Origin of the sequence: Duganella lactea (assembly GCF_009857505.1) — a bacterium.
In the GTDB taxonomy this organism is placed as follows: domain Bacteria; phylum Pseudomonadota; class Gammaproteobacteria; order Burkholderiales; family Burkholderiaceae_D; genus Rugamonas; species Rugamonas lactea.
Genome location: NZ_WWCP01000004.1, coordinates 116152 through 130097 on the forward strand (window position 1 = coordinate 116152; position 13946 = coordinate 130097).

Here is a 13946-nt window from a genome sequence, read left to right on the forward strand (position 1 = left end):
ATGATACTGCTATTGCTGTTTTTTTGAAACAAGCATCAGGCCGGTAAAGACGATCAATCCGTTCAGGATCAGCAACTCCAAACCGATGCGATAACTGCCAAACAGCACTTCCTGATTGAAATCAATAACATAGCACAGTACCGGTCCGGCCAGTGCCACCACTGGCACCCAGCGGTCGCGCACCGCGCGTCGGGTCAGGATACCGAAGGCAAACAAGCCCAGCAATGGCCCGTAGGTATAACCGGTCAGCTTCAGCACCAGGCCGACCATGCTGGCGTTGTCCACCCATTTGAACAGCAGCACCAGCGCCAGGAAAATGGCGCAGAAAGCCAGGTGCACACGGTGGCGCAAGCGTGTCTTGGCCGCCTCGGTCAGGTCGGTGCGGCGCTGCACGCCGAGGATGTCGATGCTGAAGGAGGACGTCAGCGCGGTCATGGCGCCGTCCGCGCTGGGAAACAGCGCCGAAATCAGGCCGATGAAGAAGATCAGTTGCAGCGCCGCCGGCATGTGCCCCATCACCACCGCCGGGAAGATCTTGTCGCCGACCGCCGTCACACCGGCCGCCGGCGCGTACAGGTACAGCAGCCCGCCAAGGTACATGAACAGTACCAGTACAACGGTCAGCACAATCGTCATCAGCGCCATGTTCTTTTGCGCGTCGCGCAGCGTTTTGACCGAGATGTTCTTCTGCATGGTTTCCTGGTCCATGCCGGTCATGGCCAGCACGATGAAGAAACCGGCGCCGACCTGCTTCCACACATTGGCCGGACTGTCGATGGCGGTGGTGAGCACGCGGGTCAGATTTTGTTCATGCATGCGCGCCAGGCTGGCCAGCGGGCCGAGGTCCATTGCATGCAGCAGCCAGCCGGTGCAGATGACCAGGCTCAGCACCATGCCGGCGGTTTGCAGCGTATCGGTCCAGACGATGGTCTTGACCCCGCCCTCGTAGGTGTACAGCAGGATCATCGCCAGAATGACGACGGTGCTGAGCCAGAACGGCACGCCCATGCTGTCGAGGATCGTCATCTGCAGGATGTTCACCACCAGGTACAGGCGCGCCGACGCGCTCAGGGTGCGCGACAGAATAAAGAACGCCGCACCGCTCTGGTAAGAGCGCGGGCCGAGACGCCGCGCCAGATAGGTGTAGATGGACGTGAGCTTGAGGCGGTAGTACAGCGGCAGCAAAACGGCGATGACAGCGATATAGCCCAGCACATAGCCGAGGATCACTTGCAGGTAGCCGAAACCGTCGCGGCCAATGGCGCCCGGCACGCTGATGAAGGTGACGCCGCTCATCGTGGTGCCGACCATGCCGAAAGCGACCAGCAGCCAGTTGCTGTTTTTGTTACCGATGAAGAAGCTGTCGTTGTTGGCGTTGCGCGAGGTGCGCCAGGCAACAATCAGCAACAGGGCGAAGTAGGCGGAGATCAGGCTAAACAGCGAAACGGCGGACATGGTGTGGCGGCGAAGTTCAAATCGCCGCCACTATACACCGCACGGCGAGCCAGCGGGTGTCCAGGCGCGGTCGGCAAAACACTCAAGTTGTTGACGTTTTGTGACCGGCTGGCATGGGTGAAAAGGCATTATGATCGGGCTACCATTCACTTGACCGACCTCATCCATGACGACTGCCCGCGCCGCGTATCGCCGCCACCGATTATCCTTGCTGCCTCGCATGCTCGCGCTGGCCTGTGCAACCCTGACGCTGAACATCGGTGCTCAGGAACTGGGGATTCCGCAGGCTTCCGATGCGCAAAAGCAGCTGGCGCGCCAGCAGGTGACGGCCGATTCGCCGGTGTTTGTGCTGGCCGGCGCGCCACTGGCCAGCGGCGGCAAGCTCAGTCTGTACTCGTCTTACGATGGCGTGACCTTCACGCCGCTGGCGTCGGAAGCGCTGACGGCGAGCGGGGCGATGACCGACACCGTCATCGATGCCGCCATTGTCCGTCACGCCGGCCAATACTATGTGGCTTACGCACAGGGTGCGGGCATCGCCGTCGCCCGTTCGGCCGATCTGAAGCACTGGCAAGCGCTCAATCTCGCCGCACCGGCGCTGCCGGGCCTGACACAGGCGGCCGCGCCGCGCTGGGTAGACGGCGCCGATGGTCAGCCGCAACTGACCGTGTCGCTCGCCACGCAGGCCGGCGTACAAATCTATGTGCTCACGCCGAACGCCGACTTCACGCAATGGTCGGCGCCGCAACCGGCCAGCAACCTGCCATCTGATGCGGCGGTCGTGCGCATCAACGGTGGCACGACGACATCCTACGCCGCCCTGTTCCGCAATGCCGAAAGCGGTCAACTGCAACTGGCCACCGCGACCACGCTGACCGGTCCGTGGAAAACCGCAACGCACGCCAACCTGGCCGCGCTGGGTGCCGCCGGCGGCGCGCCGTCCCTGGTCAAACTGCCCAACGGCGGCTGGCGCCTGTACGCCAACAGCGCCGACGGCCGCCAACTCTGGTACGCCGACAGCGCCGACAACCTGCACAGCTGGAGCGCCAAAACCCAGGTCGGCGGCATCTCCGGCACCGTCGCCCACGCCTCGGTGCTGCTGGAGCCGCGCAAGGCCTACGCCACCACCACCCGGCCCAAGGGAACACCGCGCAAAGTCAGCTGGGACGAGCATTCGCTGATGGTCGATGGCAAGCGTATCGTCGTCTGGTCGGGCGAGATCCATCCGTTCCGCCTGCCCAGCCCCTCGCTGTGGCGCGACGTCATCCAGAAAATGAAAGCCGTCGGCTTCAACGGCATCGCCTTCTACTTCGACTGGGGCTACCACTCGCCGGCGCCCGGCGTGTACGACTTCAACGGCGTGCGCAACGTCGAGCGCGCGATCGAGATCGCCGAAGAGGAAGGCATGTACATCATTGCCCGTACCGGCCCCTACGTCAACGCCGAGCTGACCGGCGGCGGCTTCCCCGGCTGGATGTTCCGCAACAAGGCCGAGGCCCGCACCGACGACCCGGTCTACCTGGCCGCAGCCGATGAGTGGATGACGCAAATTAACGCCATCATCGCGCGCCACCAGATCACCGACGGCGGCGGCAACGTCATCGCCTACCAGCTTGAAAACGAACTGGGCAAGGTCGAGCCGAAACACGCGCGCCAGATGGCGCACCTGGCCAGCAAGGCCCGCGCCGACGGCATCACCGTGCCGTTCTTCCACAACGCCGCCGGCCGCCTGCCGGACTGGACGCCGCCGACCTCGACCGCACCATGGGCCAATCCCGGCCCGACCGACCTGTACGCCTTCGACGGCTACCCCGGCGGCGCCTGCAATGTTCACGGCGATCCGTCCGGCCCGAACCGCGCACCGGACTGGGGCATCTACGGCCAGCCCGGCTTCAAGGCCGGCGCGCTGTCGTCGCCAAAGACGCCGGGCTTCGCGGCCGAGCTGGGCGGTGGCTGGTTCGACTACTGGGGCTCCAACGGCACTTACCGCTGCACCGCCGAGCGCCAGGGCAGCGGCTACCAGCGGGTGTTCTACGGCACCAACCTGATCAACCGCATCACCATCCACAACATCTACATGACCTTCGGCGGCACCTCGTGGGGCTGGCTGGGCGGCCCGGTGGTCTACACCTCGTATGACTACGGCGCGCCGATTTCGGAAGACCGCGGCCTGCGCCCGAAAGCGCTGACGTTGAAGCAGCAAGGCATGTTCGTGCAGGCCGCCGAAGCGGCGCTGGCGCAAATGGACAAGGGCGCGCCGATCAAGACCTCGTCGCCGAAGGTCAAGGTCTACCACAACGTCAATCCGGCGCTGGGCACGCATATCCTGTTCGCCGTGCACAGCCCGTCCGACCAGTTGACGGACGACCGCTTCAGCTTCGAGCTGGACACCAGGGAACGCCGCTACACGGTGCCGCTGCGCCTCAACGGTCAGGACGCCAAAATGCTGCTGGCCTCCTACGCGCTGGAACGCCAGCACCTGGTGTACTCCACCTCCGAACTGCAAACCCACTTCCGCAACGGCGAGCGCGACATCGCCCTGCTACACGGCCGCGACGGCGAGGACGGCGAAACCGTGCTGCGCTACGCCAGCGCGCCGAAGGTCGACATCCTGGCCGGCAAAGTCGACACCAGCTACGACGCCGCCAGCGGCGACCTCAAGCTGCGCTACACGCACGACGGCCTGGCCCGCGTGCGCATCAGCGGCGGCGGCAAGGCGCCGCTGCTACTGCTGATCGCCGACAACAAGAACAGCATCAACTTCTGGACCCAGCACACACCCGCCGGCCAGGTGCTGCAACTGACGCCGGCACTGGTGCGCGGCGCCACGCTGACCGACGGCACGCTGGCGTTGACCGGCGACACCTCGGCCACCAGCGCGCTCGAAATCTGGGGGCCGGCGTTCACCAGCGCCAGCTTCAACGGCGAGCGCCTGACGCTGACCGCGCAGCCCGACGGCAGCTTCCGCAGCGCCGTCCTCGCCGGTCCGGAGGCGGTGACGCTGCCCGACCTGACCCACGCCACCTGGCTGCGCCGCGCCGACAGTCCGGAAGCCCAGCCCGGCTTCGACGACACGCAATGGCTCAAGGCCGACACGCGCGGGTCGGCGGCGCAGACCTGGACCATGCCGGAACGCGGCCAGCCGACGCTGTCCATGAGCGACTACGGCTTCCACCACGGCGACGTCTGGTATCGCGGCCGCGTCAACCTCAGCGATCCGAAAACCAACCAGCTGGAACTGTTCTACGGCGCCGGCGGCGCCGGCATGCTGCAGGTGTGGATCGACGGCCGCTACCTCGGCCAGCACGAGCTGGACACCGGCCGCTCCTTCCCGGAAACCACCGACAGCGTCAAGTTCACGCTCGGCCAACTGACGGCCGGCGAGCATGTCATCGCCGTCATGGTGCGCAACAATTCGCACAACTGGGACCTGATGGCCGACGACTACCACCGCGAAGCGCGCGGCCTGATCTCGGCCTCGCTGACGTCCAAGGGCGGCAAGCGCTTCGCCGTGCCGATCGCCTGGCGCATCCAGGGCAAGCGCGGTGGTGAAACGCCGACCGACATCGCCCGCGGCCCGCTCAACAACGGCGGCCTGTACGGCGAGCGCGAAGGCTGGCACCTGCCGTCCACGCCGTCGCAAGGCTGGAGCGCCGCGCAGTCGACCGACGCGCCGCCGGCGCCGGGCACCTACTGGCTGCGCACCGAGTTCACGCTGGACCTGCCGCGACAGCACGACGTACAGCTGGGCCTGGCCTTCGGCGATACCACCCAGCCGCGTTCGGAGCGCGAAAACCGCGCGCTGATCTTCGTCAATGGCTGGAACATGGGACAGTTCATCGCCCACGTCGGCCCGCAGCGCACGTTTGTGCTGCCGCCGGGCATCCTCAACCCGAACGGCCGCAACACCATCGCGCTGGCGGTCACCACCGACGGCCGGCCGGAGAACGCGCTGGAGCCGGTCCGCCTGGTCAATCTGCGCACCGCGCGCGGCGGCGTGCCGCTGGAGATGGTGTCGGCGCCGCGCTAGGTTTATCATGCCGGCATGAACTCGGAAAAACTCGCCCTGCTGCTGACCCGCGACATGCCTTATGGGAAGTATAAAGGCCGCAAGATCGCCGACCTGCCCGGCCATTACCTGGGCTGGTTCGCGCGCGAAGGTTTCCCGTCCGGCGAACTGGGCGGCCTGATCGCGCTGATGTACGAACTCGACCATAACAACCTGCGCGCGCTGCTCGATCCCTTGCGGCAAACCCGTCGGCAAGAGTGACGTCCCGGCAATGCAAATCCGTGTATAAATACGCTATTGCATTGTTTAGGAGAACGTCATGAGCGCGCACCCGCATGGCTGCACCTGCTTCATCATTCCACCCAAGATGTTGCGCACGCTGGCCGAGCAAACCGCCGACGCCAGCGAGCGCGATTGCCTGCTCGACGCCGCCGAGATCTCCGCCCATCTGCGCGGCCAGCGTTCGGTCGCGCCGGTGGTGCTGGGCATCACGGCGGGCGTGCGCGACGAGAAAAGCCGCCATGTCTACGATGCGCAAAACAAATCCACGCTGCCCGGCAAGCTGGCGCGCGGCGAAGGCGGCAAGCCGGTCACCGACAACGCCGTCAACCAGGCCTACGACGGCGCCGGCGCCACCTACGATTTTTACCGCGAGGTATTGCAGCGCCATTCGATCGACGGCAAAGGCCTGCGCATCGACTCGACCGTGCATTACCAGACGCGCTTCAACAACGCCTTCTGGAACGGCCAGCAAATGGTCTACGGCGATGGCGACGGCAAGCTGTTCCTCGGCTTCACCGGCGCGCTCGACGTCATCGCCCACGAACTGACGCACGGCGTCACGCAATACGCGGTGCCGGGCGGGCTGGTCTACGAGGACCAGAGCGGCGCGCTCAACGAATCGATCTCCGACGTGTTCGGCTGCGTGGTCAAGCAATGGACGCTGAAGCAGAACGTCGAGCAGGCCGACTGGCTGATCGGCGCCGGCATCCTGGCGCCGTCGGTCGGCAAGGCGCTGCGCTCGATGGCCGATCCTGGCAACCAGGCGCTCACCTGGTCGGGCGACGACCAGCCCAAAACTATGGCAGGATATCTGGAACACGGCGACGTGCACACCAACTCCGGCATTCCCAACCATGCGTTCTACGCGGCCGCCATCGCCCTCAAGGGCAACTCATGGGACAAGGCGGCGCCGATCTGGTACAAGGCACTCGGCCTGCTGACGCCCAACGCCACCTTCGCCGACATGGCCAGGGCCACAGCGGAATCGGCCGCGCTGCTGTACGGCGCCGGCTCGCCGGAGCGGCGCGCCGTGCAGGCGGCGTGGAAACTGGTCGGCGTCACGTGAAGGAAGCAGTATGCGCTTGATTTTGACATGCACCGGCGGCTTCGCCGGACCGGCCGGCGCACAAACGCGCACCGTCGATCTGGCGCAACTGCCGCCGGAACAGGCCAGCGAGCTTGAGCGATTGCTGCGGGCCAGCGACTTCTTCGAGCTGCCGTCCCGGCTGGTGAAGGACGCGCCGAAGTCATGGGACTTCAAGTACCAACTGGCGGTCGACGACGACCACGGCGCGCCGCACTGCGTGGTCTACCACCTGGACCAGGCATCGCCGTCGTTGCAACAACTGACCGCCAAACTCAACGACGAAGTCGCGCCGGATTAAGCCGTCAGCAGGCGCTGGAACTCGCCGCTGGCGATCAACCGTTGCAGATCGTTGGCGCCGCCGATCAGCGTGCCGTTGACGAAGATCATCGGGAAGGTCGACCAGCCACTCCACAGCTTGAGCGCCAGCCGCGGACGCCATTGTGAGAAGTAGTTGCCGTAGCTCAGATAGGTGTACGGCGTTCCCTGCGCGTCGAGGATCTTGCGCGCCTTGGCCGGAAAGGGATTCAGGCCCATGCCGACCACCACCACCTTGTGGGCGGCGATGGCGGCCCGCACCTGCGCCACCAGCGCCGGATGATTGTTCTCGATCTGCGCCAGCGCGGCGGGATGAATATGGGCTGAGTCCAGCGTGTTACGCGTCATTATTGCCTTACAAATTGAGTTTGGAAATCTTCGTGCCTTCGAGATTCAGGTTGGCCATCAGGCCGGCGTTGGTCAGCACAAAGCCCTGGATCGGGTTGTTGGCGGTGGCCGTGTCGATCTCGCCGTTGGCGCCAACCTTGATCAGCGCCACCGAACCGTCAACGCCGGCGGTCCAGCCTTTGCCGTTGCGGAACTTGTCGAGCGCCTCGCGGCTCATGAACAGCAGCACCACGGCCTTCGATTGCGCGCCGGCCTGGAAGCCGACCGACAACGAGGCGACGCTGTAGTAGTCGACCGTCTGGCCACCGCTGCGCAGCACGCCCTTGCCGTATTCGGCGCCCACCACCAGGCCGGCCGCCACCACATTCGGGAACACCAGCACGCCGTTGGCCTTGCGCACCAGTTCACGCGAGCCCGGCACTTCCTGGTACAGGCGCTCCAGCGTGTTGTAGGAACCTTGTTCGATTTCGGTCTTGATGGCGGCGGCGCTCGGCTTGGCCTCGCCGGTGGTGGTGGTGCAAGCGGTCAGCGCCAGGCCGGCGCAGGCCAGCGTCATTGCAGCAAATGTACGTTTAAGCATGGAAGTCTCCTTGGGTGGGTACAAACAGACCATTCTGTCAGTGTGTAACATAGCACGCTATCCGCCTTTCGTAGCACACTGATCAGCGGGGGGCGAACGCCAGGCGTTTACCTTCGCGCAACATGGCGGCGAATTCCGCCGCCGGCACCGGCTGGCTGAACAGATAGCCCTGCAACTGGTCGCAGCCCAGCTCGCGCAGGAAGCTCATTTGCTCAGGCGTTTCGACGCCCTCGGCGACGATTTCCTGGCGCAGCTGCTGCGCCATGGTGACGATGGCGCGCGCGATGGCGCAGTCGTTCTCCTCGTAGGGCAGGCCGATGACGAAGGAGCGGTCGATCTTCAGGGTGCTGATCGGGAATTTCTTCAGATAAGCCAGGCTGGAGTAGCCGGTGCCGAAGTCATCGAGCGCGAGCGCCATGCCCATCGCCACCAGTTCATTCATGATGGCGATCACCTTGTCGGTGCCGCGCACCAGCAGGCTTTCGGTGATCTCCAGGTTGATCTGGTCCGGCTGCACCTGGTGCTTGTCCAGCACCAGCGCGATGCGCTTGGGCAGCTCGCTGTCGAACTGGCGCGCCGACAGGTTGATGGCGATCGGCGGCATGATCAGGTTGGCGTCGCGCCATGCGCTGATCTGACGGCACGCCTCCTCCAGCACCCAGGCGCCGAGATTGTGGATCAGGCCGGTCTCCTCGGCGACCGGGATGAACACCCCCGGCGATACCATGCCGCGCACCGGATGGCGCCAGCGCAGCAGCGCCTCGGCGCCGACGATGCGGCCGCTGCGCAGGCTCACCTTCGGCTGGTAGTACAGCTGCAACTCGTGCTGCTGCAGCGCCTGGCGCAACTCGCTTTCGATGCGCAGATGTTCCTTGGCGCGCTGGTTCATCTCCTCGCTGTAGAACAGGAAGTTCGATTCGATGCTCTGCGCCGCCTTGGCCACCGCCACGTCGGCGTAGCGGATCAGCGTCGGCACGTCGGCGCCATCCTCGTTGTAGACGGTGATGCCGATGTGCGCGCCCACCTGCAGGCTGTGCGCGGCGACCAGGATCGGCGCCGCCAACGCCGCCAGCAGCTTCTCGGCAACGATGCCGGCGTGCTCGCGCTTTTCCACCTGCAACAGGGCGACGGCGAAACGGTGACCGTCCAGCCGCGCCAGCACGTCGCCCTCGCGCAGCGCCTGACGGAAGATGCGGCCGATCTGGCACAGCAGCCCGTTGCCGATGTCATGTCCCAGCGTGTCGCTGATGGCGCCGATACGGGTGATCTCCACCACCATCAGCGCGCCGTGGTCGCCGGAGCGCTTGGTTTCGGTCAGCGCCTGCCCCACCAGCGTGGTCAGCAGGCACAGATTCGGCAGACCGGTCAGCGGATCGTAGTTGGCCATGCGCTGCATGCGCGCCTCGGCGTCCTTGTGCACGCTGATGTCGGAAAACAGCGAGAACGTATGGCTGATCCTGCCGCGCTGGTCGCGCACCGCGCTGATGGTCACCGATTGCGGGAACAGCTCGCCGTTCTTGCGCCGGCCGATGATCTCGCCGCGCCACGGACCGCCGCCCTGCATCGCCGCGCGCACCTTGGCGTGGAACTCGGCGTCGTTGACGCCGGAACGCAGCAGGTCCGGCGTCTGGCCGATCAATTCGGCCGGTGTGTAGCCGGTGATGCGGGTAAAGGACGAGTTGATCGACACGATGCGCTCATGCGCGTCGGTGATCAGCACGCCCTGCTCGCTGTCTTCGATGATGCGCGCGTGCAGCTTGATCTGGTCCTGCGCCGACAGCGCCGGGCCGGCCTCGGCCACCCGCACCAGCATGCCGAGCGGATCGCCGCCGGCGTCGTGGCGCAACTCGACGTCCAGGCACACCCGGAGGATGCCGCCGTTCTTGTGGCGCCGCCGCACCTCGGTGCGCGCGGCGGACGCAGCGGGAGCGTGCGCGGCGAACAGCTCGGCGATATCGCCGCCGTCATCGTCCTCGGCGTACAGGCACAGCACATGCTGGCCGATCACCTCACCGGCGGCGTAGCCGAACAGAGCCTCGGCGCCGGCGCTCCACGCGGTCACATAACCTGTGAGGTCAAGCTCGAAGGTGGCGCCGGGATCGATCACCGCCGGCATATCGGCCGGCTTCATGGCCAGGCGCGCCAGCGTCAGGGCGGCGTCCAGCTCGCTCAGCTTGTGGTCCAGCGCCGCGCCCTGCAAACCGCGCGCCTGCCGGCTCAGTTCAAAGCAGTGCTCGATCGCATTAAGCATGCGCGCCACCTGCCTTGCCGGCGGTGACGTCCTGCATCCACCGATACGCATCGGCGACGATGCGATTGAAGGTGGCAGTGTCCAGTGGTAGTTGCGCCAGGCGCTGAACCAGGCCGTCGTAGTCCTCGCGCTCGGCCGATTCGACCAGCCACAGCAGCCGGCCCAGCTCGCCCTCGTGCGCCAGCAGTGCCTGTTGCACGGTCTCGCCGATGGTCAGCGGCTGCAGCACCTCGGCCAGCGGCATGCCGAACAGCATGCCCAGCAGCGAGAACATGCCGACCATAAAGGCTTGCTCCTGATGCTGCTTGTCTTCGCCAAGCGCCTTCGACAGCAGCTCCATCGAGCGTGCCCGCACCGCCACCCGCGCCAGCAGCATGGCCGCGCGCGGATCACCTTCGCGCGCCGAGAACAACATCAGATTGAGCCAGCGGCGCAGTTGCGAGCGGCCGAGAATCAGGATCGCCTGCGCAAAGCTGGTGACGCGGCGGCTGGCCCCCATGCCCAGCGAATTGACCAGCCGCAGCAGGTGGTACGACAGGGTCGGGTCCTGACGCAGCAGCGCTTCGATTTCGTGGGTGTCGGCATCGTCCGAGACCAGTTGCACCAGTTGCAGCGCCAGCGCGCGCGAGGCCGCTTGTGCGCCGACCGGCTTGGGCGGGGGCGCGAGGAACCAGTCGCCCTCGATCCACTGGATGGCTGGCGCCAGGTCTTTCGGCAACGCCTGGTCGGCGCGCTGCACCTTGTCGGCCGGCAGCGGCTTCCAGCCGGCCTGTTCCAGAGCCTGATTAAAGCCCGCGTCCGGGCCGGGCCGGTAAAAACAGCGCATGCCGCCATTGGCCAGTTCTTCCAGCGCGCTGACCGGTGCTTCACCCGCCGTCGCCGGCAGCCGCGCGGCGTCCAGCAGCAGCGCCGACGGACTGCCGTTGCGGTCAGCCAGAGGATGCAAGAACACGGGCGGCATGGCGGTCATGGAAAGTTTCAACGGGGACGTTAGGCAATCTTGGTATGTTGCCCGAAACTATTGGCCTCGGTCAATATATGATGCGGCAGCTGACTGACCAGGCGCGCGAACAAGCCGGGCTGACGCATGCGGTCGATCCACCAATTCAGCGCGGCGCCGTTCTCGCCGCTGCGCCAGGCCAGATAGAAGGTTTCGGCCGGTTTGGGCTCCTCGACCTCTTTCTCCACCAGCAAACCGGCGGCGATGGCCACGCGGGCGCACGGCTCGGGCAGAAATCCGAAGCCCATGCCGGCCAGTTGGTACTGGAATTTGGTCTGCATATTCGGCACGGTCAACGTGTCCTGCCCCAGCAACAGGCCGACCGTGCGCGGCGCCATCTGGCGTGCCGAATCGGCCACACTGACGGCACGATGGTGTTGCAAATGAGTGCGACCCAGCTTGCCCTGAACAGCCGCCAGCGGATGCGACGGCGCCACGGCAAACACGAAATTGAGCTTACCCAGCGGCTCGGACACATAGCCGCCGCCGGCCGGACCGTCGCCGGCCGCGCCTACCAGCAGGTCGGCGCGGCGATCCAGCAACGCTTCCCAGGTGCCGGACAGTGCTTCCTGCACGATGCGCAGCCTGGTCTGCTTGGCAACCGCATAGAACGCCGGCACATCGTCGTGCAGCAGGCAGGCCGAGAACATGGAATCCATGCCGACCGCCAGTTCCGTCTCCCAGCCGGACGCCACACGGCGCACGCGGTGCTCCAGGTCCAGCGCCGCTTTCAGCAGGTAGCGGCCTTCCTTCAGCAGTTCGGCGCCGGCCGGCGTCAGCCCCACACGCGGGCCGTTGCGCTCGAACACCTGCACGCCGAGATCATCCTCCAGCTTGCTGACGGTGTACGAAATCGTCGATGGCACGCGGTGCAACTCCTTGCCGGCGGCGGAGAAGGAACCGCGCCGGTCGATGGCGTCGACGATTTGCAGGGCTTCCAGGCTTAATCTGAGCATTCGATTTTTTCGATAATAGGACGGTAATTTTTCCGTTTTTTTATTTGGAATCAGCGGTCTACAATGTGATTCATGGATGCGGCGAATTGCGAACAGTGAACGAAAGCACTTTCAAAATTATCGCACATTAACCCAATCAAAAAGAAATGGAGCTCATCATGTTGCAAGTACGTCATTCCGATTCGCGCGGCAAAGCCAACCACGGCTGGCTCGATTCCAAACACAGCTTCTCGTTCGGCCACTATCACGATCCAGAACACGTCGGCTTCGGCCCGCTGTTGGTGATCAACGAAGACCAGGTGCAAGGCAGCCAGGGCTTCGGCACCCACGGCCACCGCGACATGGAAATCATTTCCTACGTGCTCAGCGGCGCGCTGGAACACAAGGACAGCATGGGGACCGGCTCGGTGCTGCACTACGGCGACGTGCAGCGCATGAGCGCCGGCACCGGTGTGCGTCACAGCGAGTTCAACCATAACCGCGATGAAATCGTGCACTTCCTGCAAATCTGGATTCAGCCTAACCAGATCGGCATTCCGCCAAGCTATGAGGAAAAGAACTTCGCCCCGCAGAGCAAACAAGGCAAACTGGCCCTGATCGCCTCGGACGATGGCCGCCAAGGCTCGGTGCTGATCCACCAGAATGCGGCGATCTACGCCAGCATCATGGCCGAGGGTGACAGCCTGAAGCATGAGCTGAAGGACGGCCGGCTGGGCTATGTGCACCTGATCCGCGGCGCGGTCACCGTCAACGGCGTCCATCTGAAAGCCGGCGACGCGCTGAAACTGAGCGACGAACCGCTGGTCACGCTGAACGACGCGGAAGACGCCGAGCTGCTGCTGTTCGATCTGCCTAAACCTGCATAAACAATAAGCAGGCTTGTCGGCCCGAGGGGGCCGTCAAAACATTTCCGCCAGTTTTGGTATCATGAAGGGCGCGCCGGGTCTGTTGGAACAGCCCGGCGCGCCTTTTTACCTCACATGAACAGAATAAAGAGCAAAACCATGTCGCAGAGCGCAGAACTCCCGTCCCAAGACGAACTGAACTACGTCACCTCCTGCGCCCTGCCCACCCCCTGGGCCCAGTTCACGCTGCACGCCTTCGTCGAGAAGGCCACCGGCAAGGAGCATCTGGCCATGGTGCTGGGCGAGATCGGCGACGGCGCGCCGGTGCTGGCGCGCGTGCATTCGGAATGCCTGACCGGCGACGTGCTGTTCTCGCAACGCTGCGACTGCGGCGCCCAGCTGGAAGGCGCGCTGAAGAAGATCGCCGAGGAAGGCCGCGGCGTGCTGCTCTACCTGCGCCAGGAGGGCCGCGGCATCGGCCTGGTCAACAAAATCCGCGCCTATCGCCTGCAAGAGGCCGGCGCCGACACGGTGCAGGCCAATGAACAGCTGGGCTTCAAGCCGGATCAGCGCACCTACGGTCTGGTCAAGCCGATGCTGGAACAGTTCAACGTGAAAAGCCTGCGCCTGATGACCAATAATCCGCGTAAGATCAACGCCATGACCAATCTGGGCGTTGAGGTGGCCGAGCGCGTGCCGCTGCTGGTCAACCGCAACGCTTTTAACCAGTATTATCTGGATACCAAGGCCGCCAAGCTGGGCCACATGATGACGCCGCTGATGCCGGCGCCAGTGGAGGACGGCGCGCTGTAACGTTG

12 protein-coding genes are annotated in these 13946 nt (G+C 65.0%); 6 read left to right on the top strand and 6 right to left on the bottom strand.

All coding sequences use genetic code 11. The annotated features are described in order from the left end of the window. Window positions 1-9: 9 nt before the first annotated feature. Window positions 10-1455, bottom strand: coding sequence for a sodium:solute symporter (locus tag GTP44_RS06135; RefSeq protein WP_160991692.1), 1446 nt, complete (start codon window positions 1453-1455; stop codon window positions 10-12). Window positions 1456-1621: 166 nt separating this feature from the next. Between GTP44_RS06135 and GTP44_RS06140 the strand changes: the two genes are divergently transcribed. From GTP44_RS06140 to GTP44_RS06155, 4 genes are read left to right on the top strand one after another with little or no spacing between them, the layout of a single operon-like run. Then, on the top strand, window positions 1622-5485 hold the full coding sequence (locus GTP44_RS06140; RefSeq protein WP_229256801.1) for a beta-galactosidase: 3864 nt from the start codon (window positions 1622-1624) through the stop codon (window positions 5483-5485). Between the two features lie 15 nt (window positions 5486-5500). Then, window positions 5501-5725, top strand: coding sequence for a DUF3820 family protein (locus GTP44_RS06145; protein ID WP_160991690.1), 225 nt, complete (start codon window positions 5501-5503; stop codon window positions 5723-5725). Window positions 5726-5783: 58 nt separating this feature from the next. After that, complete coding sequence (locus GTP44_RS06150; protein ID WP_161018732.1) at window positions 5784-6812, top strand: M4 family metallopeptidase; 1029 nt, start codon at window positions 5784-5786, stop codon at window positions 6810-6812. A 10-nt stretch (window positions 6813-6822) separates the two neighbouring features. After that, entirely contained in the window at window positions 6823-7131 is a 309-nt protein-coding gene (locus GTP44_RS06155) for a protealysin inhibitor emfourin (protein ID WP_161018733.1), read from the top strand. On the opposite strand, the gene GTP44_RS06160 is transcribed toward GTP44_RS06155, so the two are convergent. The 5 genes from GTP44_RS06160 to GTP44_RS06180 all read right to left on the bottom strand — a co-directional run bounded on the left by GTP44_RS06160 (window position 7128) and on the right by GTP44_RS06180 (window position 12283). Then, a complete protein-coding gene (locus GTP44_RS06160) occupies window positions 7128-7496 on the bottom strand; it encodes a glutaredoxin (RefSeq protein ID WP_161018734.1) in 369 nt (122 codons plus the stop codon). The two genes, GTP44_RS06155 and GTP44_RS06160, sit on opposite strands and share 4 nt — an antisense overlap. Window positions 7497-7503: 7 nt before the next feature. Then, window positions 7504-8076 (bottom strand): BPSL1445 family SYLF domain-containing lipoprotein, encoded by a 573-nt coding sequence (locus tag GTP44_RS06165; protein WP_160991686.1) that lies wholly within the window; start codon window positions 8074-8076, stop codon window positions 7504-7506. A gap of 82 nt (window positions 8077-8158) precedes the next feature. Next, the gene (locus tag GTP44_RS06170) at window positions 8159-10327 is read right to left on the bottom strand and encodes a putative bifunctional diguanylate cyclase/phosphodiesterase (RefSeq protein WP_161018735.1); all 2169 of its coding nucleotides are present in this window, start codon (window positions 10325-10327) and stop codon (window positions 8159-8161) included. Next, the gene (locus GTP44_RS06175) at window positions 10320-11297 is read right to left on the bottom strand and encodes an EAL and HDOD domain-containing protein (RefSeq protein ID WP_161018736.1); all 978 of its coding nucleotides are present in this window, start codon (window positions 11295-11297) and stop codon (window positions 10320-10322) included. Before GTP44_RS06175 ends, GTP44_RS06170 begins: the two co-directional genes overlap by 8 nt. A gap of 20 nt (window positions 11298-11317) precedes the next feature. After that, a complete protein-coding gene (locus GTP44_RS06180; protein ID WP_161018737.1) occupies window positions 11318-12283 on the bottom strand; it encodes a LysR family transcriptional regulator in 966 nt (321 codons plus the stop codon). Window positions 12284-12441: 158 nt separating this feature from the next. Here GTP44_RS06180 and GTP44_RS06185 point away from each other — a divergent pair, with 158 nt between their 5' ends. Both GTP44_RS06185 and ribA read left to right on the top strand, forming a co-directional pair. Next, on the top strand, window positions 12442-13149 hold the full coding sequence (locus tag GTP44_RS06185; protein WP_161018738.1) for a pirin family protein: 708 nt from the start codon (window positions 12442-12444) through the stop codon (window positions 13147-13149). 138 nt (window positions 13150-13287) lie between these two features. Beyond that, complete coding sequence (gene ribA, locus GTP44_RS06190; protein ID WP_160991681.1) at window positions 13288-13941, top strand: GTP cyclohydrolase II; 654 nt, start codon at window positions 13288-13290, stop codon at window positions 13939-13941. The last annotated feature ends 5 nt before the right edge of the window (window positions 13942-13946 follow it).

Coding starts and splice junctions, on each gene's coding strand:
- GTP44_RS06145 (WP_160991690.1), top strand. CDS start 5,501: ATGAACTCGGAAAAACTCGCCCTGCTGCTGACCCGCGACATGCCTTAT.
- GTP44_RS06140 (WP_229256801.1), top strand. CDS start 1,622: ATGACGACTGCCCGCGCCGCGTATCGCCGCCACCGATTATCCTTGCTG.
- GTP44_RS06170 (WP_161018735.1), bottom strand. CDS start 10,327: ATGCTTAATGCGATCGAGCACTGCTTTGAACTGAGCCGGCAGGCGCGC.
- GTP44_RS06150 (WP_161018732.1), top strand. CDS start 5,784: ATGAGCGCGCACCCGCATGGCTGCACCTGCTTCATCATTCCACCCAAG.
- GTP44_RS06155 (WP_161018733.1), top strand. CDS start 6,823: ATGCGCTTGATTTTGACATGCACCGGCGGCTTCGCCGGACCGGCCGGC.
- ribA (WP_160991681.1), top strand. CDS start 13,288: ATGTCGCAGAGCGCAGAACTCCCGTCCCAAGACGAACTGAACTACGTC.
- GTP44_RS06175 (WP_161018736.1), bottom strand. CDS start 11,297: ATGACCGCCATGCCGCCCGTGTTCTTGCATCCTCTGGCTGACCGCAAC.
- GTP44_RS06165 (WP_160991686.1), bottom strand. CDS start 8,076: ATGCTTAAACGTACATTTGCTGCAATGACGCTGGCCTGCGCCGGCCTG.
- GTP44_RS06135 (WP_160991692.1), bottom strand. CDS start 1,455: ATGTCCGCCGTTTCGCTGTTTAGCCTGATCTCCGCCTACTTCGCCCTG.
- GTP44_RS06160 (WP_161018734.1), bottom strand. CDS start 7,496: ATGACGCGTAACACGCTGGACTCAGCCCATATTCATCCCGCCGCGCTG.
- GTP44_RS06180 (WP_161018737.1), bottom strand. CDS start 12,283: ATGCTCAGATTAAGCCTGGAAGCCCTGCAAATCGTCGACGCCATCGAC.
- GTP44_RS06185 (WP_161018738.1), top strand. CDS start 12,442: ATGTTGCAAGTACGTCATTCCGATTCGCGCGGCAAAGCCAACCACGGC.